23 protein-coding genes and 2 pseudogenes are annotated in these 25,807 nt (G+C 53.6%); 11 read left to right on the plus strand and 14 right to left on the minus strand.

Translation table 11 applies throughout. The features are described from left to right. Positions 1 to 450 precede the first annotated feature (450 nt). The 4 genes from EB241_RS05440 to EB241_RS05455 all read left to right on the plus strand — a co-directional run bounded on the left by EB241_RS05440 (position 451) and on the right by EB241_RS05455 (position 6,985). The gene (locus EB241_RS05440; protein WP_124232196.1) at positions 451 to 2,004 is read left to right on the plus strand and encodes a pyridoxal phosphate-dependent decarboxylase family protein; all 1,554 of its coding nucleotides are present in this window, start codon (positions 451 to 453) and stop codon (positions 2,002 to 2,004) included. Between the two features lie 8 nt (positions 2,005 to 2,012). Next, positions 2,013 to 3,302 carry a lysine N(6)-hydroxylase/L-ornithine N(5)-oxygenase family protein gene (locus tag EB241_RS05445; protein WP_124232197.1) on the plus strand — a complete coding sequence of 430 codons (1,290 nt, stop codon included), beginning with the start codon at positions 2,013 to 2,015 and terminating at the stop codon, positions 3,300 to 3,302. 1 nt (position 3,303) lies between these two features. Then, positions 3,304 to 5,658 (plus strand): GNAT family N-acetyltransferase, encoded by a 2,355-nt coding sequence (locus EB241_RS05450; RefSeq protein ID WP_124232198.1) that lies wholly within the window; start codon positions 3,304 to 3,306, stop codon positions 5,656 to 5,658. Between the two features lie 91 nt (positions 5,659 to 5,749). Next, positions 5,750 to 6,985 (plus strand): MFS transporter, encoded by a 1,236-nt coding sequence (locus EB241_RS05455; RefSeq protein ID WP_124232199.1) that lies wholly within the window; start codon positions 5,750 to 5,752, stop codon positions 6,983 to 6,985. A 42-nt stretch (positions 6,986 to 7,027) separates the two neighbouring features. On the opposite strand, the gene lpxM is transcribed toward EB241_RS05455, so the two are convergent. The 3 genes from lpxM to znuA form a co-directional block, all read right to left on the minus strand. Beyond that, positions 7,028 to 7,999 carry a lauroyl-Kdo(2)-lipid IV(A) myristoyltransferase gene (lpxM, locus tag EB241_RS05460; protein WP_124232200.1) on the minus strand — a complete coding sequence of 324 codons (972 nt, stop codon included), beginning with the start codon at positions 7,997 to 7,999 and terminating at the stop codon, positions 7,028 to 7,030. 131 nt (positions 8,000 to 8,130) lie between these two features. Further along, on the minus strand, positions 8,131 to 9,462 hold the full coding sequence (gene mepM / locus EB241_RS05465; protein ID WP_124232201.1) for a murein DD-endopeptidase MepM: 1,332 nt from the start codon (positions 9,460 to 9,462) through the stop codon (positions 8,131 to 8,133). 11 nt (positions 9,463 to 9,473) lie between these two features. Continuing rightward, complete coding sequence (znuA, locus tag EB241_RS05470; RefSeq protein ID WP_124232202.1) at positions 9,474 to 10,421, minus strand: zinc ABC transporter substrate-binding protein ZnuA; 948 nt, start codon at positions 10,419 to 10,421, stop codon at positions 9,474 to 9,476. 77 nt (positions 10,422 to 10,498) lie between these two features. Between znuA and znuC the strand changes: the two genes are divergently transcribed. Next, positions 10,499 to 11,251: a zinc ABC transporter ATP-binding protein ZnuC gene (gene znuC, locus EB241_RS05475; RefSeq protein ID WP_124232203.1), complete on the plus strand. Its 753-nt coding sequence runs from the start codon at positions 10,499 to 10,501 to the stop codon at positions 11,249 to 11,251. Continuing rightward, complete coding sequence (znuB, locus tag EB241_RS05480) at positions 11,248 to 12,033, plus strand: zinc ABC transporter permease subunit ZnuB (protein ID WP_124232204.1); 786 nt, start codon at positions 11,248 to 11,250, stop codon at positions 12,031 to 12,033. The genes znuC and znuB overlap by 4 nt, the downstream gene beginning before the upstream one ends. Positions 12,034 to 12,611: 578 nt before the next feature. On the opposite strand, the gene ruvB is transcribed toward znuB, so the two are convergent. From ruvB to EB241_RS21310, 8 genes and pseudogenes are all read right to left on the minus strand, one after another. Continuing rightward, a complete protein-coding gene (gene ruvB / locus EB241_RS05485; protein ID WP_124232205.1) occupies positions 12,612 to 13,616 on the minus strand; it encodes a Holliday junction branch migration DNA helicase RuvB in 1,005 nt (334 codons plus the stop codon). Positions 13,617 to 13,624: 8 nt separating this feature from the next. Further along, on the minus strand, positions 13,625 to 14,242 hold the full coding sequence (ruvA, locus tag EB241_RS05490) for a Holliday junction branch migration protein RuvA (protein WP_124232206.1): 618 nt from the start codon (positions 14,240 to 14,242) through the stop codon (positions 13,625 to 13,627). Between the two features lie 133 nt (positions 14,243 to 14,375). Then, positions 14,376 to 14,900 (minus strand): crossover junction endodeoxyribonuclease RuvC, encoded by a 525-nt coding sequence (gene ruvC, locus EB241_RS05495; protein WP_124232207.1) that lies wholly within the window; start codon positions 14,898 to 14,900, stop codon positions 14,376 to 14,378. Between the two features lie 43 nt (positions 14,901 to 14,943). Continuing rightward, on the minus strand, positions 14,944 to 15,687 hold the full coding sequence (locus tag EB241_RS05500) for a YebC/PmpR family DNA-binding transcriptional regulator (RefSeq protein WP_124232208.1): 744 nt from the start codon (positions 15,685 to 15,687) through the stop codon (positions 14,944 to 14,946). A 148-nt stretch (positions 15,688 to 15,835) separates the two neighbouring features. Beyond that, complete coding sequence (nudB, locus tag EB241_RS05505; protein WP_124232209.1) at positions 15,836 to 16,270, minus strand: dihydroneopterin triphosphate diphosphatase; 435 nt, start codon at positions 16,268 to 16,270, stop codon at positions 15,836 to 15,838. Further along, a complete protein-coding gene (gene aspS, locus EB241_RS05510; protein WP_124232210.1) occupies positions 16,270 to 18,069 on the minus strand; it encodes an aspartate--tRNA ligase in 1,800 nt (599 codons plus the stop codon). The genes nudB and aspS overlap by 1 nt, the downstream gene beginning before the upstream one ends. Before the next feature lie 242 nt (positions 18,070 to 18,311). Next, positions 18,312 to 18,495: pseudogene (locus EB241_RS21305) on the minus strand (IS6 family transposase); the annotation flags it as partial. Between the two features lie 24 nt (positions 18,496 to 18,519). After that, positions 18,520 to 18,878 (minus strand): annotated as a pseudogene (locus EB241_RS21310) (transposase); the annotation flags it as partial. Between the two features lie 63 nt (positions 18,879 to 18,941). On the opposite strand from EB241_RS21310, the gene EB241_RS20840 reads away from it, so the two are divergent. The 5 genes from EB241_RS20840 (at position 18,942) to cmoB (ending at position 23,229) form a co-directional block, all read left to right on the plus strand. Next, positions 18,942 to 19,115: a hypothetical protein gene (locus tag EB241_RS20840; RefSeq protein WP_158612381.1), complete on the plus strand. Its 174-nt coding sequence runs from the start codon at positions 18,942 to 18,944 to the stop codon at positions 19,113 to 19,115. A gap of 913 nt (positions 19,116 to 20,028) precedes the next feature. Beyond that, positions 20,029 to 20,853, plus strand: a complete 825-nt coding sequence (locus EB241_RS05520; protein ID WP_124232212.1) for a DUF72 domain-containing protein — start codon at positions 20,029 to 20,031, stop codon at positions 20,851 to 20,853. A 186-nt stretch (positions 20,854 to 21,039) separates the two neighbouring features. Further along, the gene (locus EB241_RS05525) at positions 21,040 to 21,435 is read left to right on the plus strand and encodes an MAPEG family protein (protein ID WP_124232213.1); all 396 of its coding nucleotides are present in this window, start codon (positions 21,040 to 21,042) and stop codon (positions 21,433 to 21,435) included. A gap of 88 nt (positions 21,436 to 21,523) precedes the next feature. Then, a complete protein-coding gene (cmoA, locus tag EB241_RS05530) occupies positions 21,524 to 22,264 on the plus strand; it encodes a carboxy-S-adenosyl-L-methionine synthase CmoA (protein WP_124232214.1) in 741 nt (246 codons plus the stop codon). Next, positions 22,264 to 23,229 (plus strand): tRNA 5-methoxyuridine(34)/uridine 5-oxyacetic acid(34) synthase CmoB, encoded by a 966-nt coding sequence (cmoB, locus tag EB241_RS05535; RefSeq protein ID WP_199737310.1) that lies wholly within the window; start codon positions 22,264 to 22,266, stop codon positions 23,227 to 23,229. The genes cmoA and cmoB overlap by 1 nt, the downstream gene beginning before the upstream one ends. A gap of 127 nt (positions 23,230 to 23,356) precedes the next feature. Here cmoB and cybB read toward each other — a convergent pair whose 3' ends face one another. The 3 genes from cybB to cutC form a co-directional block, all read right to left on the minus strand. After that, complete coding sequence (cybB, locus tag EB241_RS05540) at positions 23,357 to 23,878, minus strand: cytochrome b561 (protein WP_124232216.1); 522 nt, start codon at positions 23,876 to 23,878, stop codon at positions 23,357 to 23,359. A gap of 738 nt (positions 23,879 to 24,616) precedes the next feature. Beyond that, positions 24,617 to 24,898, minus strand: coding sequence for a hypothetical protein (locus EB241_RS05545; protein ID WP_124232217.1), 282 nt, complete (start codon positions 24,896 to 24,898; stop codon positions 24,617 to 24,619). A gap of 36 nt (positions 24,899 to 24,934) precedes the next feature. Continuing rightward, the gene (cutC, locus tag EB241_RS05550) at positions 24,935 to 25,690 is read right to left on the minus strand and encodes a copper homeostasis protein CutC (RefSeq protein WP_124232218.1); all 756 of its coding nucleotides are present in this window, start codon (positions 25,688 to 25,690) and stop codon (positions 24,935 to 24,937) included. Positions 25,691 to 25,807: the final 117 nt, after the last annotated feature.

A 25,807-nucleotide genomic window follows, 5' to 3' on the forward strand; every position in this document is an offset into this window, starting at 1 on the left:
CAGTAGCAGATTATGTTTTATTTCCTTAATGGTTACAGGGTCAATAACCAGGATTTTTCATCGGGCCGTTTTGCCGGCACCGCCATTACAGACCGGTAATGATACCCACAAAACGAGATTTTAGCCGCCCCTCATAATTGTGATCCAGATCACGTTTTTATCATTAACAACACTTATAACAAATTTGTCACAACAATCCTATTGAATGATAATGATTAGCATTTATAATCCCATTCTCATTAGTAAAGCATCCAAAAAGGTATTAAAACCATACAAAAAACGGGTTTTTTAGCTTAAGTAAGCCAATACACCCACTCAATATGCGAAATGCACAGTAAATCACCTCAACAATAAATTAACAAAACTGAACTGACGACGCGCCGTCAGGCGTCACACGCTGTCATTGACTCGGGCGGCAGGGCTTTTCACGTCTTCAATAAGGAACACATTATGGTTTTACGTACGCAAACTCAGCCAGTGCAACAGCTGCATCCTGTCCCGGATACCTGCGGCCATCAGCGGTATATTTTCAACGATCGGCAGTTGGCCGCGTGGAACCAGCAAACTCAGGATGTTATGGCACTTCTTGACAACACCCTGAAGGGTGTTGAAAAGCCATTCAGCGGTATTCTGCCCCATGAGCTGGCGCCGCAGTTTTCCGGGGTCGATCTGGACGTACCGCTTGGCTGCAATCAGGCTGCACTGGAAGAACTGAAAGCGTTATATTTGCGTGATGCGGTGTGGTTCCATCATCCTAAATATGTGGCTCACCTCAACTGTCCGGTGGTGCTCCCCTCCCTGATGGCTGAACAGATCATGGCGGCGGTTAACAGTTCTGTGGATACCTGGGATCAGAGCGCGGGAGGCACCCTGATTGAACAGAAGGTGACGGACTGGACACTGAGCCGCATTGGACTGCCAGAGACGGCAGATGGCATTTTTACCAGCGGTGGCACACAGTCCAATCTGATGGCAATGTTACTGGCGCGTGACAGCTGGTGTGCCGCACATCATCCAGGGCATCTGATTAAGCACCGTGGTCTGCCTCAGGATGCGGCCAAATGGCGGGTGTTTACCTCGCGGTTAAGTCACTTCAGCATTCAGAAATCAATGGCAATCCTCGGTCTTGGTTACGACGCGGTGGTCCCGGTGGATTACGATGAGCATTTCCGTATGGATGCCACCTTGCTGGAGCAGGAAATTCAGCGCTGCCACCAGCAAGGGTTGATCCCGATTGCAGTTGTCGCCACCAGCGGCACCACGGATTTTGGCAGTATCGATCCCCTTCAGGAAGTTGCCCGTCTTTGCCAGCACTACGGCCTGTGGATGCACGTTGACGCTGCTTATGGCTGTGGTCTGCTGGTTTCAGAGCAGCACCGTCAGCGTCTGAAAGGCATTGAACTGGCCGATTCAGTCACGGTGGATTATCACAAGTCCTTCTTCCAGACGGTCAGTTGCGGCGCATTCTTTGTCCGCGACAAACAACATCTGGGCCATGTGACACATCATGCGGATTATCTCAACCCGCTGAGCGCCCAGCAGGAAGGCACACCGAATCTGGTTAATAAAAGTATTCAGACCACCCGTCGCTTTGACGCCCTGAAAATGTGGCTGACGCTGCGCGTTATGGGGCCGGCGGCGCTGGGAGAGGCTTTCGACGCGATCATGGCCCTGACTCAGAGCGCACACCAGTTACTGTCGGCACATCCCTCGATTGAAGTGCTGCACGCGCCGGAACTGACCACCCAGATTTTCCGCTATGTCCCACGTCCCGGCATGAGCGATGCCGCCGTTGACGGGATCAATGCCGCCATTCGCAAGTCACTTTTCCGCTCCGGCAATGCGGTTATCGCGGGTACCAAAGTGAACGGTCGTCAGTATCTGAAATTCACCCTGCTGAATCCCATCACCACTGTGGCGGATCTTGAAGACGTCATTGCACTGATTGTGCATTACGGACGCGAGCAGCTACGCGCTGCAACATTCAGTTCGGCAAACCAGTGAGAGATGCTATGAAAACAATCTATGATTTTATCGGCATTGGTATCGGTCCATTTAACCTGGGGCTGGCCTGCCTGAGTGAGCCGGTGGAAAATCTCAACGGCGTATTCCTTGACCAAAATCCCGGCTTTGACTGGCACACCGGAATGATGCTGGAAAGCGCGCATTTGCAAACGCCCTTTATGGCCGATCTGGTGACGCTGGCCGATCCAACCAGCCCTTACAGCCTGCTCAACTATATGAAACAGCGAGGAAAACTATACTCTTTCTATATCCGGGAGGATTTTTTCCTGATGCGTAAAGAGTATAACCAGTATTGCCAGTGGGCAGCGGCCAGGCTGAGTAATCTGCGTTGGAACACTCGTGTTGACTACGTTAGCTTCGACGAGAACGAACAGTGCTACAGCGTGCGGACCGTTGATACCGTCAGCGGCAGCACTCAACAGTGGTATGCCCGCCAGCTGGTATTAGGAACCGGTCCGCAGGCCTGGATGCCTGCGTGCAGTCGTCCACATCGCGACCGTCTGACGCACTCCAGTGAATACCTGGTCGATAAGGCCGCGCTGCAACAGAAAAAGTCGATCACCGTGCTTGGCAGCGGTCAGAGTGCTGCCGAGATCTATTACGATCTGTTGAGCGATATTGATAAGTACGACTACCAGCTCAACTGGATCACCCGTGCACCCCGTTTCTATCCGCTGGAATACACCAAGCTGACGCTGGAGATGACGTCACCAGAATGGATTGACTATTTCCACGATCTGCCTGCGGCGAAACGTGATGAACTCAATGCCCGTCATAAAAATCTCTATAAGGGAATTAACAGCAGTCTGATTAACGATATCTACGATCTGATGTACATCAAACGTCTTGATGGCGAGTTGAACGTTAATCTGTTCACCCATGCTGAACTCTGCGATATGCGCCGCACAGCCGACGGTGAGCTTGAACTGTTTCTTCATCAGCAGGAACAGGGACAGGATTTCACCCGGCGTACCGAGGGACTGATAATGGCGACCGGTTATCATTATCAGCCCCCGATGTTTATCGAAGGCATCGCCCGACGCCTGCGTTGGGATGAAAAAGGCCGTTATGACGTGCAGCGTAACTACAGCATTGACCATCATAACCAGGTCTTTGTGCAGAACGCTGAGCTGCACACTCATGGTTTCGTCACCCCGGATCTGGGGATGGCCTGCTACCGTAATTCCGTATTGCTGCGCGAACTGGCGGGACGGGAGGTGTATCCCATTGAACGCCAAATCGCTTTCCAAACTTTCCCGGCACAAACGGAGCGTTGAAATGACACAGCCGCCTTTATTCAGCACCTCACGCCCGGCAGGGCATTTTACTCTCCGCCCAATGCAGCCCGGCGATGCTCCCTTAATTCACGGCTGGGTGACGCAAGACTACGCGCGCTTTTGGGGAATGCAGCACGACAGCCTTGAGCAGGTGGCCTCCTTCTACCAGACACTGACCGCAGGCAATCCACAGGCCGCGCTGATCGGCTGCTGCGATGACAGGCCGGTGTTTCTGATGGAGTTTTATCAGGCAGGCCAGGATGAGGTCGGCAAATTTTACCCGGCACAGGACGGCGATTACGGTATGCATATTCTGATTGCCCCGGCCAGTAAGCCTGTTAAGCAGTTTAGCTGGCAGGTATTTACCGTGGTAATGGATTACATGTTCAGCCTGCCTGAGGTGCAGCGGGTGGTGGTCGAGCCGGATATTCGCAACAACAAAATTCACCCATTAAACAAACGTGCCGGTTTTCGTTACCAGTACACCATTGATATGGGACATAAAATCGCGTGGTTGGCTTTCTGCCAGCGCGAAGATTACCAACACTCTCTGATGCAGGAAACGTTGACCATGAACAGTAGCCATACTTTGCTTACCGGCAGCCATCTCTCCGGTGATAACTGGGCACAGGCCAACCGGATGTTGATCCGCAAAGCACTTGCCGAATTTGCCCACGAACTGATTATCACCCCCTCCGCACTGGGTAACGATCGTTACTCGGTTGCCGTACCCGCGGGCGAGGCGGACTACCAGTTTACCGCACGCCGACTGGCGCTGGATCACTGGGAAATTGATGCAAACTCGCTGATCAAACAGGAAAATGGCCACCCACTGACGCTGGATGCGCTTCAGTTTATCGTCGAGTTTAATCAGCAAATCGGCATCCCACAGAATCTGCTGGCGGTGTATATGGAAGAGATCACCAGTACCCTGTGCAGTAGCGTATTTAAGTTACAGAAAAACAACCCGGACAGTAACGCGCTGGTCAACGCCGACTTCCAGACCGTTGAAGCGGCAATGACCGAAGGCCATCCGTGCTTTGTGGCTAACAATGGTCGCATTGGTTTTGACGCCCGCGATTATCTGGCCTATGCACCGGAAGCCGCCACGCCGGTTAATCTGGTATGGGTGGCGGTACACCTGCGTAATGCCCATTTTTCCAGCCTCAGCGATCTGGACTACGAACTGCTGATGCGCGATGAGCTGGGACAGGCAACGATGGACGCCTTTAACAGCCTGCTGTCACAACAGGGCGTTTCACCGGACGACTATCTGTTTATGCCAGTTCATCCCTGGCAGTGGCAGAATAAGTTGCTGACCGTTTTTGCACCAGATATTGCCAATCGCGATATTATTTATCTTGGCGCGGGCGACGATCAATATCAGGCTCAGCAGTCAATCCGCACCTTCTTCAACCGCAGCCATCCTGATAAGCGCTATGTGAAAACCGCCCTGTCCGTACTGAATATGGGCTTTATGCGCGGTCTTTCACCGTACTATATGGCGACGACCCCAGCGATCAATGAATGGCTCCAGACGTTGGTGGCAAAAGACGCCTGGTTGCAGCGCTGCGACTTCCGTATCCTGCGTGAAGTGGCGGCGGTTGGCTACCACAACCGCTATTATGAGCGTGCTATTACCGGTGACTCTGCCTGGAAAAAAATGTTTGCCGCGCTGTGGCGTGATAACCCGGTTGTACAGTTGCAACCCGGCCAGCGTCTGATGACCATGGCCGCTTTCCTGCACGTTGATCAGTATCAGAAACCGCTGCTGCCTGCCCTGATTGCCGATTCAGGCCTTGAGGCTCGCGAGTGGATAAAACGCTATCTCACCTGCTACCTTAGCCCGTTGCTACACTGTTTTTATCAGCATGACCTGGTGTTTATGCCACACGGCGAAAACCTGATCCTGCAACTGGAAAACAATGTACCGGTCGCCGCCTGGATGAAAGATATTGGTGAAGAAATTGCGGTGATGAACCCGGATGCGATCCTGCCTGAGAAAGTGCAGCGTCTGGCGGTGGATGTACCGGAAGATCTCAAGCTGCTGTCAGTGTTCACCGACGTGTTTGACTGTATCTTCCGTTTTATCAGCGCGATCCTCGACCAGTCCGGCACCCTGCCAGAAGAACAGTTCTGGCAGGCCGTGGCTGACTGCGTGAAGGAGTATCAACAGGCGCATCCTCAGCTGGCGAGCAAATTTGCCCGTTACGATCTTTTTACCGCTGAGTTTCCCCGTTCGTGCCTGAACCGTTTGCAACTGGCTAATAACCAGCAGATGATCAACCTGTCAGACCCGGCAGAAAACCTTAAATTTGCCGGAACGTTGGTCAATCCGATTGCCGCGTTGCGGTAAAAAGAACATTGAATCAGTATAAAACTGGTGTATGTTGACGCGGTCGCTCCGGTGACCGCGTTTTTTATTATTATTGCTGGAAGGAGCTTGCATGGCCTCATTTATTCCGGTGTCGGTGCTGACACGCCGCCATCTGATTTTTCCTTTTTCCCTCGTGCTTTTTGAGTTCGCCACCTATATCGCCCACGATATGATCCAGCCGGGAATGCTGCTGGTAACCAGTGAGTTTAACGTTGGGCCGGAGTGGGTTTCCGCCTCGCTTACCGCCTATCTGATCGGCGGCATTGTACTGCAATGGCTGCTGGGGCCGCTTTCTGACAAGCTTGGCCGCCGCCCGGTGATGCTCGCCGGCGTCACTTTCTTTATGCTGACCTGTTTTGCCACCCACTGGGTACAGAACATCGAGCAATTTATCCTGATGCGGTTCTTACAGGGAGTGAGTCTCTGTTTTATTGCTGCGGTGGGTTATGCCGCCATTCAGGAAGCCTTTGATGAAGCGCTGAGTATAAAGATAATGGCGTTGATGGCTAACATTGCCCTGCTGGCTCCGTTGGCAGGCCCACTGGCCGGTGCCGCGTTTCTGTCAGTCAGCGACTGGCGCAGTATGTTCTGGCTGTTTGGTGCCATTTCCGCGGTGGCGTTGTCCGGGCTGTGGTTTACCATGCCGGAAACCTCCGGCGACAGAACCACTTCTGTCTCGCTGAAATCTCTGGGTAAAGGCTACGCTAAACTGCTAGCTGAACGCCAGATAGTGCGTGGGTCCATCGCCCTTGGGCTGGTGTCAGTGCCCTGTCTCGCCTGGGTAGCACTGTCACCGGTTATTCTTATTCATGACGCAGGGCTGAGCAAAATGACCTACGCCCTGCTGCAACTGCCGGTATTTTTAGCGATGATCGCCGGTAATCTGACGATGGGGTACCTCGCCGGACGTTTGCCCCTCGAACAGCCGATGCGGATCGCGGCCTGGCCGGTACTCGGTGGGCTGATACTTGCAGCAGTCTGCACCGCCGTGGATCCTCAAAGCTATCTGTGGCTGACCGCCGGGCTGAGTCTGTATGGTTTTGGTACCGGGCTGGTCAGTGCCGGTCTGTATCGGCTGACGCTGTTTTCCAGCGAAGCGGGTAAGGGTAGCGTGGCGGCGATGCTCGGTATGTTGAGCATCATTATCTTCGCCATCGGCATCGAACTGGCAAAAGCAGGTTATTTCAGGGGAGGCAGCGGCTGGTTCAGCGCGGTAAATCTGCTGTGTGGTCTGTTGTGGTTCTGGCTGTTACGGGCTTTTTTAGAAGAGAGAAAGCGTCGCACGACAATCCATCCCACCGAATAAATGACGGGCGGAACCTTTATTCCGCCCCCCACCTTGCCAACGTCACTTCCTGCGATACAGATCCTCACGTCTGTAGGGTTCAGTTTCACCCTCCTTACGCGTTTTCAGCACCTTGAGTATCCAGGTATACTGCTCTGGGTTTGGCCGGACAAAGTTTTCCACTTCCTCGTTCATACGGCGCGCCAGCCTGTGGTCATCCGCATCAAGCAAATCATCCATCGGCTGGCGAAGATACACATCCAGCCGGTGGGTTTTGCCATTATAAACCGGGAACAGGGGTACCACTCTGGCACGGCAGACTCTCATCAGCCGCCCCACTGCCGGTAAGGTGGCTTTATAAGTGGCAAAAAAATCCACAAACTCACTCTGCTTTGCGCCATGATCCTGATCCGGCAGATAGTAGCCCCAGTACCCCTGACGTATTGAGCTGATAAAGGGTTTAATTCCATCCTTTCTGGCATGCATGCGGCCGCCAAAACGTCGGCGGAGTGCATTCCAGACATAATCCATTAGCGGATTACGCTGATTGTGGAACATCGCCGCCATCTTCTGGCCCTCAGATGCCAGCAGCATCGCCGGGATATCTACCGCCCAGCCATGTGGCACAAGAAAAATCACGTTCTGCTCAGTCGCCTGCAGGTTGTCGATAATTTCCCTGTTATGCCAGGTAATACGTTGGCGGGCACGTGCTGGCCGCAACGCCAGTTCGCCCATCATCACCAGTGACTGCGGTGCAGTGGCAAACATCTGGTCGATGATGTTTTCCCGTTCTGCTTCAGGTAGTTCCGGCATGCAGTAAAACAGGTTGATCTGTGCGCGTCGTCGCGCGCTTTTAGCCACCCTGCCGACAAAGCGTCCCATAGCACCAAGCACCGGATCGCGAACGCTCACAGGAAGCCATGCCATCGCGGCACAGGCTCCAATGGTAAGCCAGTTTCCCCAGTAGCGCGGCATAAGAAAAGACGGCTGAAAAACGGGAATAAATTCAGTATTACTTTTTTTGCTGTTATCCATGCACTCGCCTCAAACAATAACCGGCTAATGATAGTGCTGGCGCACGATTTTGCAATGCCAGTCCTGCCGCGCAATATAATAAAAAAGCCGGCGGGAGCACCCACCGGCTGACAAAAACACCACGCACAGGGCTATTTAAAGTGCAATTGCGGCAGCACCTGACGTACCTGAGCCATAAAGGCGGTACGTTCTTTTCCACTCAGCCCCTCCATGCGCGGCAGTCTGGCAGTTAATGGATTAACCGCCTGGTTATTGATCCAGATTTCAAAATGCAGGTGTGGGCCGGTAGATCGTCCGGTGCTACCGGACAAACCGATACGATCACCACGTTTAACTTTATCACCCGGACTGACCAGCAGTTTCTTCATGTGCATGTAACGCGTCATATACTGGCGGCCATGGCGGATAGTGACGTAATTGCCGGCAGCGCCGCTGCGTTTGGCAACGATAACTTCGCCATCGCCAATAGCCAGAACGGGAGTGCCTAACGGCAGGGCAAAATCAACACCTTTATGTGGGGCAATACGTCCGGTAACCGGATTAAGGCGACGCGGATTAAACTCTGAGGAGACGCGATACTGGCGGGTGGTTGGGAAGCGCATAAAGCCCTGTGCCAGCCCGGAACCATTGCGATCGTAGAATTTGCCGTCTTCGGCACGGATCGCATAATAGTCCTTGCCACCGGAATGCAGTCGTACCCCTGCCAGCTGGCTTTGCTGGCTCTTGCCGCCCAACATTTCACGGGACATCAGCACCACAAATTTGTCACCGCTGCGTAATTTACGAAAATCCATCTGCCATTGCAGCGCTTTGATCACCGCACTGATTTCACCACTGGTCAGACCCGCCTCTTTGGCGCTGTTAACAAAGCTACCGTTAACCGTGCCGGAAAGTACGCTGTTACTCCATTCCCCTGACTGGATTTCAGATGAGGATTTGAAGGTATCGCCAGAACGATCATAGGTTCGGGTTTCCCGACGGGACACCTCCCAGCTGAGTCGCTGCAACTGGCCATCGCTGGTCAGCGTCCAGGAGAGTTGCTGGCCAACATTCAGATTACGCAGGTCACTATCCACTTTCGCAAGCTGATGGATAACGCCCAAATCGATGCCATATTGACTCAGAATGCTGCTCAGCGTGTCGCCTGACGAGACGACATAATCATGGGTGCCGGTTTCAACTGGCACATCCTGATCGATTTCATCCTGTGGCACATCGTCATCAGGTGATGCGGTCTCCTGATCGAGCGGTTCACTGGCATCAGGCAGCAACGATCTCAGCTGCTTACCATCAAGCTCAATATTTTTCACCACAGGATTTTCAGCAACAGCGGAAGGATGATAGACGTAGGGCCGCCAGACGGAGACGGCCAGTGTGGTTACGCTCAACAAACCCAGCATAATACGGTGGGCTCGCGGCAATGTATTAAACGCTATGGCGACAGCGCGGGCGATCTGCTGCACTTTTTATTCCTCTAGGCTCCTTTCAGGCAGCTTGTATACTGGCTCGACAGCTGTGAGAGGAATTTCACGTAGCTGTCTTTGCTGACAGTGATGTTGATTCCCAGAGGATCCAGCGTTCCTGAACGCACTGTGGTTCCTCTGGCAACGGCATCTATAACGGCTGGCCTGAATTGTGGTTCAGCAAAGACACAAACGGCCTTTTGCTCAACCAACTGTGTTCGAATCTGATGTAGACGCTGCGCACCGGGCTGGATCTCCGGGTTAACGGTAAAATGCCCTGTGGGGGTCAAACCAAAATGTTTTTCAAAATAGGTGTAGGCATCGTGAAAAACGAAATAACCCTTTCCTTTAACCGGTGCAAGCTGAGTCCCTATTTGCGAATCGGCGCTGGCCAATTCTGCCTCAAAATGTCGCAGGTTCGCGTCAAGTTTGTCTCTGCTCTGCGGCATAAGTTCCAATAATTTTTCATGGATTGCAACCGCAGATTGCATGGCGATATCCGGCGACATCCACAGATGCATATTATATTCGCCATGATGATGATGTTCGGCAGTTTCTCCACCTCCCGATACCGCCGCTTCATGCTCGTGATCATCATCATCCTGACCACGGAGTAACAGCGGTTTTACCGTGGGCAAACTGGCAATCTGAACCGATTTTTTTGCAGGAAGTTGCGCCACCGCCTTTGGCATAAAGGCCTCCATTTCAGGCCCGACCCACAGCACAAGATCCGCGCTACGCAAGCGTTTAAGATCGGATGGACGCAGAGAATAATCATGTTCAGACGCACCATCAGGCAGTAATACATCCACCGGCGTTACGCCATCGGCAATCGCAGCGGCAATAAAACCCAGCGGCTTGACCGAGGCGACAATGTTAGCCTGTGCGGGAATAACTGACAGTGCGGTAGCGGCCAGAAAGGAAACAAGAGCCATGCGCGGTATTTTATTCTGTAACATAATAATTCAGTCCATCGTGACAGGTCGATGGAGTGTGATATTATAACATTCGAAAACTTCTGCAACCCATAATCGATATGTCATCTCTGATTAATCTGGAAAAAATTTCTGTCAGCTTTGGTCAGCGCAACGTCCTGTCCAATATCTCACTGACATTGCAGTCCGGCAAAATTCTTACTTTACTGGGGCCAAATGGCGCCGGCAAGTCGACGCTGGTACGGGTGGTGCTTGGGTTAATCCCTCCCACTCAGGGCAGGATGGATCGTGCGACGCCGTTACGTATTGGCTATGTGCCACAAAAAATTCATCTGGACAACACGCTGCCGCTAACCGTAGAGCGCTTTATGCTGCTACGGGGGGGCGTGACGCGTGCCGATATTCCCCCGGCGCTGCTCAGAGTTCAGGCAAAACAGCTGCTTAATTATCCCCTGCAAAAACTCTCCGGCGGTGAGATGCAACGGGTACTGCTTGCCCGCGCCCTGCTCAATCAGCCTCAGCTGCTGGTACTCGATGAGCCGACGCAGGGTGTGGATGTGAATGGCCAGGTAGCGCTGTACGATCTGATCGACAGGCTACGCCATGAACTGAACTGCGGCGTGATAATGGTTTCTCACGATTTACATCTGGTGATGGCTAAAACCGATGAAGTTCTTTGTCTGAATCAACATATCTGCTGTTCCGGTACCCCAGAGGTGGTTTCGCAGCACCCGGAATTTATCTCCATGTTTGGCGCGGGCGCCGCCGGACAACTGGCTATTTACCGTCATCACCACAACCATCGTCACGATCTTCACGGGCGCATCGTCTTACGCAAAGGACAGAGACAGTGATTGAATTATTGTTACCCGGCTGGCTGGCCGGTTTTTTATTAACGCTGGCCGCCGGGCCACTGGGGTCTTTCATCGTCTGGCGAAGAATGTCGTACTTTGGCGATACCCTGGCGCACGCTTCTCTGTTGGGGGTGGCCTTCGGCCTGCTGCTGAATATTAACCCTTTCTATGCGGTCATCGCTGTCACCCTGCTGCTGTCGCTGCTCCTTGTCTGGCTGGAGCGGCGTCCCCTGCTGGCAATTGATACCCTGCTGGGGATCCTGGCGCACAGTGCCCTGTCGCTGGGGCTGGTGGTGGTCAGCCTGATGTCCGGCGTACGGGTTGATCTGATGGCTTATCTTTTTGGCGATCTGCTCTCTGTAACCCCGTCTGATCTCTGGATTATCGCCGTGGGAGTCGCACTGGTACTGGCAGTACTGATTGCAAACTGGCGTTCGTTGCTGTCGGTGACGATTAGCCCGGAGCTGGCACAGGTGGATGGGGTGAATATAGCACGGGCAAGAATGATTATTATGCTGGTCACCGCGCTGACCATCGGGGTGGCAATGAAGTTTGTCGGCGCACTGATCATCACTTCGCTGCTCATTATTCCTGCGGCAACGGCCCGTCGTTTTGCCCGCTCACCGGAACAGATGGCGGTGTGTGCGGTGCTGGCAGGCATGCTCTCTGTCACATCAGGGCTGGCCTTTTCTGCGGTTTACGATACCCCGGCTGGTCCGTCGGTGGTGCTGGCCGCCGCACTGCTGTTTATGCTCAGTACGCTTAAAAAACCGACGACCTGAGTGCTAACGTCTGAAAGGCGACAGGTTGCCAACCGCATTTCCGGCGGCAATCAATACCGTCACCTGACACAGGCAACAACGACCTGTGATGCAAAGACTGATTAACCCACGACCATCATTTAACCCGGAGTCTGTTAGTACGATCACCGGTTTCAATCCTCTTACCCTGCGGTGTGATGTGATGGCATGGCGGAGCGTAACTCTCTGCAGGCGCGCTCTGGCTCTGCTTATCCCCGGGCATAGTATCTCTGCGGCCAGCATTACACCCATGATGCTTTCAGCACTGATGAAGACGGGATGGCAGCATTGAGAAAAAAGTTGCATGCCGCTGGGGTGGCCGAATGGAAAAAGAACCGAAGCGAGGGAGGTTCCCTCTGTTTTTCGCTCCCGCTGGCCACAAGCTGCAAGCCCATTGCGGAGGTGTACAATCCAGGCTGAAAGCCTGTCAGCGCGACGCCTGGCAAGGCTGGTCATCTTTGACTAATCCCCGCGCCATCACACGGAAGGAACCGCGTAAACAGCTGCCAGCGTGACTGGCAGTGCATCCTTCTTACCAGGCACACGCCCGAAAAACATATTTACTCTTCACGAGTGAGGCCGAAATGCTTGTAGGCATGCTGTGTGGCCATGCGTCCGCGCGGGGTTCGCTGAATAAATCCCTGCTGGATCAGATAAGGTTCCAGCACATCCTCAATGGTTTCCCGTTCTTCGCCAATCGCCGCCGCCAGATTATCCAGTCCCACCGGGCCGCCGGTAAACTTATCGATAATCGCCAGCAGCAGCTTACGGTCCATATAGTCAAACCCTTCGGTATCGACGTTAAGCATATCCAGCGCCCGCGCCGCCACTTCGCCGCTTAAATCACCCGCCGCGCGCACTTCAGAAAAATCCCTCACCCGACGTAACAGTCGGTTGGCGATACGCGGCGTGCCGCGTGAGCGGCGGGCAATTTCCAGCGCGCCCTCTTTGCTCAACGACAGACCCAGGCAGGCAGCGCTGCGGCTTACAATGTGTTGCAGATCTTCCACCTTATAGAATTCCAGGCGCTGGACGATACCAAAACGATCGCGCAGAGGAGAAGTCAGTGAACCGGCACGGGTAGTGGCACCCACAAGGGTAAAAGGCGGAAGATCCAGTTTTATCGACCTGGCTGCCGGCCCTTCACCAATCATAATATCCAGCTGATAATCTTCCATCGCCGGATAAAGCACCTCTTCCACCACCGGCGACAGACGGTGGATCTCATCAATAAACAGTACGTCATGCGGTTCGAGGTTGGTCAGCATCGCCGCCAGATCGCCCGCTTTTTCCAGTACCGGGCCGGACGTGGTGCGCAGATTGACCCCCATTTCATGCGCAACGATATTCGCAAGGGTGGTTTTCCCCAGACCCGGCGGTCCAAAAATCAGCAGATGATCCAGCGCATCACCGCGCATTTTGGCGGCGCGGATAAAGATATCCATCTGTTCGCGCACCACCGGCTGGCCAACATACTCTGCCAGCATTTTAGGACGGATGGCGCGGTCAATGACCTCTTCATCGGATATCGTTCCCGGCGACACCAGGCGATCGGCTTCAATCATGCTTTACCTCAAATGGCTGCACGCAGCGCTTCGCGGATTAAGGTTTCACAATCCGCATCAGGACGGCCCAGCTTGCTGATCATACGGCTGGCTTCCTGAGGCTTATATCCCAGTGATACCAGTGCAGCAACCGCCTCTCCTTCCGTATCGTTGGCTGCCGCCGCAGGCTGCACTTCGCTGGTCAACGCGTAAGGCACATCGGCGGCGAACAGATCGCCATGCATCCCTTTAAAGCGATCTTTCATCTCCACCACCAGACGCTCAGCGGTTTTTTTACCCACGCCTGGCAATTTCACCAGCGCGGCAATCTCCTCACGCTCTACGGCGGTAACAAATTGCTGTGCCGACATACCGGAGAGGATCGCCAGCGCCAGCTTCGGGCCAACCCCATTGACCTTAATCAGCTCGCGGAACAGCGCACGCTCCTGTTTACTGTTAAAACCAAACAGCAGCTGTGCGTCTTCGCGGACAACAAAGTGGGTAAAGACTATCGCTTCGTGATCCAGCTCAGGCAGCGCATAAAAACAGGTCATCGGCATATGCACTTCATAGCCAACCCCACTGGCTTCCAGCACCACCAGCGGCGGCTGCTTCTCCAGGATCTTGCCTCTCAGACGACCAATCACGTTAGCTTCCTTCAGAAAAGATAATGTGCGGGTTATACCATAAAAAAAGCTGGATGGATATCCAGCTCAGAAGAATGAAAACGCCGGGCGAACCTGGCGACCAGCGTCTCACCGCTGAACGTCTCCACGCAGCTCACTCACGCAACCGGCCACGTGCCAGATTCAACTGCCCTTTTCCAATACGCTCCAGATTCTGACTGAGGTGGCAATGGGTAATCGCTATCGCCAGCGCATCTGCGGCATCGGCCTGAGGGCTGACTGACAGCTTTAGCAAGGTTTTCACCATATGCTGGATCTGGCTTTTTTCAGCGCCGCCGGTCCCCGCCACCGTCTGTTTGACCTGACGCGCCGCATACTCAAACACCGGAAGGTCATGATTAACCGCCGCCACGATCGCACAGCCGCGAGCCTGACCCAGTTTCAACGCCGAATCGGCGTTTTTCGCCATAAAAACCTGCTCAATGGCGAAAAAGTCCGGCTGGAACTGGGTGATAATTTCGCTGACGCCGGCGTAAATCAGCTTCAGACGCGAGGGCAGATCGGTAACGTTAGTACGGATGCATCCACTTCCCAGCCAGCTCAGCTGCCGCCCGACCTGGCGGATAACCCCGTAGCCGGTGATGCGCGACCCCGGATCGATACCAAGAATAATCGCCATCACCCTTCTCCGGCCGGGACAGGTTGCCACCTGTACACCAGCATTACAATGTCGCCGCCACCTCATCGGAGATTTCACCGTTATGGTAGACCTCCTGCACATCGTCACAATCTTCCAGCATATCAATCAGACGCAGCAGTTTGGGCGCGGTCTCTTCATCCATATCCGATTTTGTTGAGGGGATCATGGTCACTTCGGCTGACTCCGGCGTCAGACCAGCGGCAACCAGCGCATCTTTTACGTCGCCCAACGATTCCCAGGCGGTAAACACATCAATGGCTCCATCATCATAGGTAACCACATCGTCCGCACCGGCTTCCAGCGCCGCATCCATTACCGTGTCTTCTTCCAGACCGGGAGCAAAACAAACCACGCCTTTGCGGGTGAACAGATAGGCTACCGAGCCATCCGTGCCAAGATTACCACCGGTCTTGGTGAAGGCATGACGCACTTCAGAAACGGTGCGGTTACGGTTGTCACTCAGGCATTCAACCATTACCGCAGTGCCGCCCGGACCGTATCCTTCATAAATAATGGTTTCCATATTGCTGTCATCATCACCACCCACACCGCGAGCAATTGCCCGGTTCATGGTGTCGCGCGTCATGTTGTTGGACAGGGCTTTGTCCATCGCCGCACGCAAACGCGGATTGGAGCCGGCATCGCCGCCACCCAGTTTCGCTGCGGTAACCAGCTCACGAATGATTTTGGTAAAGATCTTACCGCGTTTGGCATCCTGGGCTGCTTTGCGGTGTTTGGTGTTCGCCCATTTACTGTGTCCAGCCATTTAGTCAAGTCTCTCCTCGTGCCCTCACCGGCCCACCCGGTTCGGGAGTTTGTCCGCCAGAAGCAAACAAACTTACCGTACAGGTAATGCCCTGAGTTTCAGCTAAAACCATACCGTCCAGAGATGGACGACGATTAATCAACATACTTTAACGTACAAATTCTTCTATTGCCTGACGATTACTCCATGAGCAGGTCAGCCCGGCGGCTTGCATGGCCGGTAGCCAGCAAAAAGCAAGGTGCTCACTCAGGCTAACCTCGCGCTCAGCGTCCAGCGCCAGACTGAACCAGTGTTCACGGTTGTGGGTCACATCGGGCGCATAGCGATGACGAAACTGGGCAAAAATTTCAAATTCTACCTGCCGCTGACAATCCACCAGGTGGAGTCTTTCCGCCGCAATATCAATGCCGGTTTCTTCACAGACTTCTCGCCGCGCGGTTTGCGCAAGGCTTTCGCCCGGCTCCTGGCTGCCGGTAACCGACTGCCAGAAGCCAGGATCGTCGCGCCGTTGCAACATCAGCACCCGCCCGGTATCACGGGCGGAAATCACCACCAGCACCGACACCGGATGCTTGTATGACATCAGTTGTTCTCTGGCGTTTCGCCAGCCGCGGACGGTTGATATTTTTTCACTACCGTAATCCCCAGGTCGTCGAGAGAAACCGGATTGGCGAAGCTGGGCGCTTCCGTCATCAGACAGGCAGCCGCGGTGGTTTTCGGGAAGGCGATGACATCACGGATATTGTCGGTGCCGGTCAGCAACATCACCAGGCGATCGAGGCCAAAGGCCAGTCCGGCGTGTGGCGGCGTACCGAACTTCAGCGCATCCAGCAGAAAGCCAAATTTTTCACGCTGCTCCTGCGGGGTAATGCCGAGAATGCCAAAAACGGTCTGCTGCATCTGGCCGTTATGGATACGCACCGACCCGCCGCCCACTTCATACCCATTGATGACCATGTCGTAGGCATTGGCAATGGCGGTTTCCGGGGCGTTTTGCAATGCCTCCGGCGTCATATCGCGCGGCGCGGTAAACGGATGGTGCATGGCGGTCAGCCCGCCTTCCCCGTCTTCTTCAAACATCGGGAAGTCCACCACCCACAGCGGTGCCCATGCATCTGTTTTGGTAATATTCAGCTCGCGTCCCACTTTCAGCCGCAGTGCACCCAGCGCATCGGCTACCACGCTGGCGCGATCCGCGCCAAAGAAAATACAGTCACCGTCGGTTGCGCCGGTACGGGTGAGGATCTCTTCAACTATTTCCGCCGTCAGAAACTTAGCCACCGGGCTGGCGATGCCATCCATGCCACCCGCCCGGTCATTGATTTTCATCCAGGCGAGACCTTTGGCCCCGTAGATTTCCACAAATTTGCCATATTCATCGATCTGTTTCCGGCTGAGCTGTGCGCCTCCCGGCACGCGCAGCGCTGCGACGCGCCCCCTGGCATCGTTGGCAGGACCGGAAAAGACATTGAATGCAACCTCTTTTAACAGATCGCCCACATCCACCAGCTCCATCGGGTTACGCAGGTCTGGCTTATCAGAACCATAGCGGCGCATGGCCTCGGCAAAGGTCATGATTGGGAAATCCCCCAAATCAATGTCCCTGAGGCTTTGCCACAACTGACGCACCATTTTCTCCATCAGCGTCCGCACCTGTGGCGCGGACATAAAGGAGGTTTCCACGTCAATCTGGGTAAATTCTGGCTGACGATCCGCACGCAGGTCTTCGTCGCGGAAACATTTAACAATCTGGTAGTAGCGATCAAAACCGGACATCATCAGCAGCTGTTTAAACAGCTGCGGGGACTGAGGCAGCGCATAAAACTTACCCTTGTGCACGCGACTTGGCACCAGATAGTCACGCGCTCCTTCCGGCGTTGCTTTGGTCAGCATTGGCGTTTCAATATCAAGAAAGCCATTGTCGTCCATAAAACGACGCACAAAGCTGGTAATTCTGGCGCGTGTTTTCAGCCGCTGTGCCATTTCAGGACGGCGCAGATCCAGATAACGATATTTCAGACGTGCTTCTTCGCTGTTGGTCTGATTGGAGTCCAGCGGCAAAGGCTCTGCACGGTTGATGATGGTCAGGTCGGTGGCAAATACTTCAATATCGCCTGTTGCCATCTCCCTGTTTTTGTTTTTCTCGTCACGGGCGCGCACGGTGCCGGTCAGCTGGATGCAAAATTCGTTACGCAGCTCAGAAGCCCGTTTGAAAACATCCTGGCGGTCGGGATCGAAAAAAACCTGCACAATACCATCGCGGTCACGCATATCAATAAAGATCAGGCTTCCCAGGTCACGACGGCGATTGACCCAACCGCACAATGTTACCTGCTGTCCGACGTGAGACAGGTTGATCTGTCCGCAATACTCAGTACGCATAACGATATCCTTTAAACTTCGCCGCTCACATGCAGCACGTTGTAATTTTCAGCCTTGACCTGGCGACGCTGCCGTGAAAAAAGGCGGCTATTATAATGTAAAAACCCCTACAGGATAAGTGCCCAGACGTACTCTGTACCACCATTCATCTCACTGTCGGTGACAGAAACCCGATCGATCATTACCGCTGACAACTTTTACGCTTTTATTACCCTGCTACTTATCACCTGTAGGCACAGGTTGCCTCTTATCGCGGCGTAAGCGGTCTTAATGGATTTGAATCCGACAGGGGGTGATGCTCCGCTTCAGTTTGCCATAAACGCATTCGATAACGTTTTTCCGGGACGTTATCTGCCGATGCTCACCGACGGGGGGACATATTCTCTCGCACCTGAGCAGAGCCAGTGACCGGCCATCTGTCGGTGCCTACCAGCATGAATAGCCACCACAGTGATAAACCGTGCGGCTCAGCGACAGCACCCCACAGAGCTGACGGACACGCAGCGAAAATACCTGCATCATGTACATTCCCAGCTCCCGCTTCGCAGCAGGCTTGCGCGTTTTTTCGATCATGTCTTTCAGGGCCGGCCAGGACTTAAATCAGCGAACATCTGTTTCAGTCGACGGTTCTCGTCTTTCAGGTCTTTTTGATGTCGCTGGCTTACATAGCGCCGTATTTTGCTTTCCAATGGTATTCAGTGACTTCTGAAATTCCAGCGTCCCGGCAGACATCTTTTAACCTTTCTGCCTGCTTCGACAGACTTCAGGACGGAGAGGGTCTGATACTCAGTAAAACGGGCTTTGCGCATGGCGATCTTCTTCGCTGACAGGATGAGTATGCCGGAAGCCCCCTGAAATTGAATGGTATAGTTATGAGGGATGCTTACGGGTTCTCTGGGCAGAATGATGGCATCAGATCCCCGCCGCCAGACATTGGCAACGGTGCCCGGCAGGTGATCGACATGACAGCAGTGGCGTTTGCAATTTGGGCACCGTTGCGGGCGCAACTGGCGGTGAAGTCGCAACGACAACAGGAACCACAGTGAATGGTTACTACGCAAAAGCCGCGGCAGGAACAGGACAGGCGCAACGGTTATCGACCGTATAACCGCGTATCCGGGTTGAAACGCCGCAGGGTCAGTACGGCGTTTCAATCAGGCCGGGAATGCGGCGTTAGTTGTCATCCCTCAGGGCTTCAACGGCATCCCCGCCAGCCAGACTTAAGGGCGATTACCCGAATCACCAGAGTCTATACAGCCGATGGGCGCGGGGAAACAGACGCACGTAACGCCATTTGGTGTACATGCAAATGCCTGAATGGAGTATGCCGTGCCTGATAATGCAGTCAGAAAAATGAATAACTTAATTAAGTTCAATGTGAATTCCTTATCTCTTTTTAAACAGGATATCTTTATATAATATTGCCGCTAAACAGAGACTAAACTGTCACAGGAAATATTTGATACTCATCATGACAGCATCTTTGTTTCCCCATCCTGTGCTCAGGACAGACACCGGCATCCATCATCATCTGTACGAGCGTCAGCTGGCAGGTTTTCGGGAAGGTATTAGTTTCGCGCCCGGCACCGGTGACGGCATAACCATAAGCGTCCTGGATGTTCCCGCAGAGCCTGTGTTTAAGGCGTTTTTTTTCAGACGGGGCTCCGCCTTACTACATTGCTCCTCGCTGATGAACGCCCGTCGTCAGTTCTGGCGTTAAAACGGCAAAGTCCATTCAGGCAAGTTGATGCAGAAAACTTTCAGACGACACTCTGTATCCGTTCTGCTCGCTTACTGGAGTCTCTGGACGCTGCTTCACTGAATTATGTCTACCCCGAAACTGGCAGCGAAGAGGCCGCTGTTCGTTACGGTGGAAAGGTGTTGGCAATGCGATCCGCTGTTGCATCCACCACGGCGGATTGGTTACATTTTACCGCCGTTGAATGACAGGAAATATCAGTGAAACCTTTTTATCTTGGGCTGCCACAGTGGCAGCACCCACAGTGGAAAAAGTTGGGGATGAGTACCCTTGCCGATTACGCCCGTTATTTCAACTGCGTTGAAGGCAATACCACCCTTTATGCCCTGCCACGTCCCGATATTGTTATGCGCTGGCGGGACATGACCCACGATGATTTCCGCTTCTGTTTTAAGTTTCCGGCCACCATCAGCCACCAGGCAGCACTGCGTCAGTGCGATTCCCTTACCCGCAGCTTTTTTGAACTGTTGGAACCGCTCGCTTCCCGGCTGGGACAATATTGGCTGCAACTGCCCGCGGCGTTCAGCCCGGCCGATTTACCCACGCTATGGGCTTTTCTTGACGGGCTACCGACCTGCTTCAGTTACGGTGTGGAAGTTCGTCATCCACACTTTTTTGCCAAGGGCGAAGCTGAACAGGCGCTGAACCGGGGTCTGCATCAGCGCGGCGCAAACCGGGTCATTCTCGATACCCGTGGCGTCCATGCTGCACTGCCCCACAGTGCAGAAATCATCGATGCTCAGCGTAAAAAGCCCCGGTTACCCGTTCATGCGGTAATGACCGCCGATCGGCCGATAATCCGTTTTATCGGCGGCGACGATGAGTGCGCTAACCTGCACTGGTTTGAGGCATGGCTGAACAAACTGCCACAGTGGTGTAAGCAGGGCCAGCCGTGGCTGTTTATTCACACGCCGGATGTCGCTTTTTCTCCCCAGTTGGTACAACATCTGTGGCCAGCGCTGCAACAGGCATTACCGCAACTGGGTGCCATGCCGGCGTGGCCCCGGCAAGACATGCTGTTCTGACGCCAAATGTCAGCGTGGCCCCGGCAAGACATGCTGTTCTGACGCCAAATGTCAGCGTGGCCCCGGCAAGACATGCTGTTCTGGCGCCAAATGTCAGCGTGACGCGGGTGACGGCATTGCATATGACACCTAACATTTTCACCGCTATCATGGCGGCTGGGTTTCCAGTGGTTTAATGGAGTTATTATGGTCAGCGGACTGTATGTGGTGATTGGAGCACTGTTTCTTATTGCTTTTACTCTTCAGGTGGTTCGTCTGCGTCGCCAGTATCGTGTGGCACATGGCGATGGTGGATTTTATGAATTACAGATCGCCATTCGCATCCACGGTAATGCAGTGGAAACCATTCCTGTTGCCCTGCTGCTGCTGGTGATGATGGAGATGAACGGTGTGGAAATCTGGGCGTTGCACCTTGTTGCGCTGTTTTTTTTCCTCGGCCGGTGTCTGCACTGTTACGGTATGCGCACCAGCACCCTGCTGTGGCGGAAAAATGGCATGGTGATTACGTTACTGTCTATGTTGGTGATGATTATCGTCAATCTGGTGTTTATGCCCTGGGATTTAGTGCTGACGCTGCATTAACCCTGCAATTTCGCTGGCAGAAAAGATGCACCCCTCGTCGCTTTCTGCCAGAATAGCGCCTTTGCGTTTTCTTCCCGGACTTACCATTATGTCAAACCGCGATACGCTGTTCGCCGCCCCTATTGCCAGTCTGGGCGACTGGACATTTGACGAACGCGTGGCCGAAGTGTTCCCCGATATGATCCAACGCTCGGTACCGGGCTATTCCAATATTATTTCGATGATTGGTATGCTGGCCGAGCGTTTTGTTCAGCCAGACTCGCAGGTCTACGATCTCGGCTGTTCACTGGGGGCTGCAACCCTCTCCGTTCGCCGCAATATTCACGCCACCGGCTGCAAAATCATCTCCGTGGACAACTCTCCGGCCATGACTGAACGTTGTCGCCGCCATATTGATGCCTTCCGCGCCGACACCCCGGTTGAGGTGATCGAAGCGGATATCCGTGATATCACCATTGAGAACGCATCAATGGTAGTGCTTAACTTCACGCTGCAATTTATTGCGCCGCAGGAGCGTCAGACACTACTGAATCGTATTCTGTCCGGTATGCGTCCCGGCGGTGCGCTGGTGCTGTCAGAGAAATTCAGCTTTGCCGATGCCAACGTGGATGAGCTGCTGTTCAACATGCATCATGACTTTAAACGTGCTAACGGCTACAGCGAGCTGGAAATCAGTCAGAAACGCAGTATGTTGGAGAACGTGATGCTGACTGACAGCGTTGAAACCCATAAAGCACGCCTGCGAACCGCCGGATTCGAACATGTGGAGCTGTGGTTCCAGTGTTTTAATTTCGGCTCCCTTATCGCACTGAAAGCAGGTGATATCTGATGGATTTTGGCAATTTTTATCAGCTGATTGCGCAGGGTCCGCTGGCTCCCTGGCTGGAAACATTGCCGGCACAGTTAGCCGCCTGGCAACGTGAACAGCTGCACGGGCATTTCAAAAACTGGGATCGTGCGGTGGAATATCTGCCGTTGGTGGAGCCGGAAACGCTGGATCTGGTGCACAGCGTCACCGCAGACAGCAGCCAGCTTAGCGAGCGCCAACGTGCAGGCATTGAAAAACTGCTACGTAACCTGATGCCCTGGCGTAAAGGCCCGTATTCGCTGTATGGCGTGCACATTGATACCGAGTGGCGTTCAGACTGGAAATGGCAGCGTGTGCTGCCGCATATTTCCCCGCTGGCCGGGCGTACCGTTCTTGATGTGGGCTGTGGCAGTGGTTATCACATGTGGCGGATGATCGGCGCAGGTGCACATCTGGTGGTCGGCATCGACCCGATGCAGCTGTTTCTTTGCCAGTTTGAAGCGGTACGCAAACTGCTTGGCAACGATCGTCGGGCACATTTGCTGCCGCTGGGTATTGAACAGTTGCCGGAGCTGAAAGCGTTCGACACGGTATTTTCCATGGGGGTACTTTATCACCGCCGTTCTCCGTTCGACCATCTGCTACAGCTAAAAAATCAGCTGGTCAGCGGCGGGGAGCTGGTGCTGGAAACGCTGGTGGTTGAGGGGGATGACAGAACGGTACTGGTGCCGGGAGAACGTTACGCTCAGATGCGCAACGTCTGGTTTATCCCCTCAACAGACGCGTTAAAAAACTGGCTGGAGAAATGTGGCTTTGTGGATGTTCGCATCGTCGATCGTTCACTGACCGCTACCGACGAACAGCGCCGCACCAGCTGGATGACCAGCGAGTCGCTGGCAGAGTTTCTTGACCCACAGGATCGTAATAAAACGGTGGAGGGTTATCCCGCGCCACTGCGTGCTGTTTTGCTAGCGCGTAAGCCATAACAGGTAAACGGGTTTCATGGAACACCTCTTCATTTTGCCGTTGGCTGGCATTGCCGGCATGGTTCAGTGAAGCCGCAATGAGGAGGTGCCCATTTCTTTACCACCTTTCACACGCCCTGGTTATCCTTCAGGGCATCATCCTGCGTAGCGTGTTGTCTTTCATAACGTAATGATGAAACAGTGCGGCCACCGCATGTAATCCGATCAGCCAGTACCCCAGAGGCGCCAGAGTTTCATGCCAGTCAATCAGTGTAGAGGCCAGTTCGGGGTTGGAGACAGCCGATACGGGCATATTCAGGCCAAACAGCGACCAGTCACGACCACGCAGATAGCGTGAACTTACTCCCAGCACCGGCAACACGATAAAGAGCGCGTACAACAGTGTGTGAACCAGATGCGAAAGTCCGGTTTGCCAGTGCTTCAGAGGGGGCACCACTGGCGGCGTCCTGTGCCGGGTGCGCAGAAAGACGCGCGTGAACATCATAAGCAGCACGCAGACGCCAGCAGAGAAATGCGTAATCATCACCACATTACGTTGCCACGTTCCCCTGTCGGCCAACCACTTCAGCTCAATTGTCGCGTAGGCAATCACCAGCAGCATGACTGTCAGCCAGTGGAAAAGCATCTGTAACCGCGCATATTTAATCATTTACGTTAATCCACCTCAGTCGGACTGGCTTACTAAGTTAACAGCAGGTACTCAGATATAAATCAGGAAACTGTATATTTAAGACCGTGGCGCAATGTTCCCTGCAACGCAGAGGATAACATCAGGATGCCGATACGGCATCTTGCCTTTTGTCGCCTGCGGTATCGGGCGACCGTCTGCGGCTCCTTACCGGTGATAGCGCCACACCTCAACAACGTTAAACTCGGCCAGATGTGCGTCAGTCAGAAATAGCCACTTGCATCACTCCCCACAAATCAGGAGACAAAAATTAAGCCCACGGTGCGGCGTCTTAATTTTTATCTCCTGCGGTGCCTGTCCCCCCCAGCGGTTAAACGGCATTTTGTTCTGCGATTTTTTGCCGACAGATACAGAATGGCATCTCAGGTATTTCCGTTCGCAGTAATGAGGATCATTCCCCTGTCTTCGCCAGGCCACTGATAAATAAGCAGCATCCATGACGCAAATGGCGCGGGAATGAAGCGAAGCATACATATACTGGTGGTACGTTGACTGAGTTAACGCACATCCATCAGCTTCATGGCTGGCCAGTCGTAAAGAGGGAAAAATGAACACAGTTTTTACCGCTGGCCGAACTCAATGCGGGCGTTGTGCCGATGGCAGACGTCAGCGAAAAATATTTTGAGATGGAAGCGGATACGCGGAACGCAAAGCGGCCCCGTGTAAATTGCAGATACCAGCCTTCAGTGCTGGCCGTTTTCAGAAAGCGCACCCCCTGCCGATCTGGCGGATTACATCGTTCAGCAGCGTAAAGAGGGTTACGAGCTTTATCCATTCATAAACAGGAAGCCCTCCTTCTGCGGGGCCACCCGGCGGCGTCATCTCCTCACTACTTTCCAAAATATCCTTGTGCGCCCCCCTTCTTTTCCGGGCATAATCTCGATACACGGTCCCCTGAAGTGCCATTTCAATGATTAATTTATTGATTGAAATAAAAAAAGCCCCACCAATACGATGGGGCCTGGTACTTGCAAGCATCACGTCGTTAGTCTGGCGTGCTGCGCGGCAAAATCGGCGTCAGGCAATACTGACCGGAGCGTGTTGAGATAGAGCAACTTTCATCGCCGCCACCATATCACTGTCAACACATGTGCGGCTGAACTCATCCGTTTCCGCCACTGAACTCATTGACACCCCCGCTTTTCGATAACGCATCGGGGAGGCAATACGCTGGCTGGCGGAGCTGTGTAGCTCGGTGAGACCAGCATCAATAAATTTTTGCAAATTGCCAAGGCGCACCCCGGAACCGGCCATAATGATAGGACCGCAGGTAAGACGATTAAGTTCCCTGAGCAGGGATAAACCACTTTCAGCACTGTGCTGCTGGCCTGAAGACAGGATACGTGCCACGCCAAGGTCAGTTAATTGCCGCAACGCAATCAAAGGGTTGTGACAAAGATCAAATGCCCGATGGAAGGTTACCGCCATCCCTTCGCATAGTGACATCACCTGGCGCATACGCGTCAAATCAATATGGCCATCCTCATCCAGCGCCCCCACCACCAGTCCGGTGAACCCCAACTCACGGATCAGCGCAATATCAGATTTAATCTCGTTGAACTCAGTGGCACTGAAACAGAAATCGCCCCCGCGGGGGCGAACCATGGGATGAACCGGGATGGTTAGCATTTCGTGGGCCTGCATCAGACTGCCTGCAGATGGCGTCAGGCCACCTTCAGAAGGAGCGGCACATAACTCAATACGATCGGCTCCTGCTTTTTCAGCTTCCACGGCACATTCAACGCCGTAGCAGCATACCTCCAGTTTTAGCATCCTCTCCTCCTGTTAATCATTGCTGTCTGGTTGTGTAAATCATTTCCGATGTTTAATCTGACTTGCATTGTTAAATTTACCTTTTCTGTTCAGAAAACACATTAGCGGGAATAACCA

It is taken from the genome of Erwinia psidii (assembly GCF_003846135.1).
Taxonomy (GTDB): domain Bacteria; phylum Pseudomonadota; class Gammaproteobacteria; order Enterobacterales; family Enterobacteriaceae; genus Erwinia; species Erwinia psidii.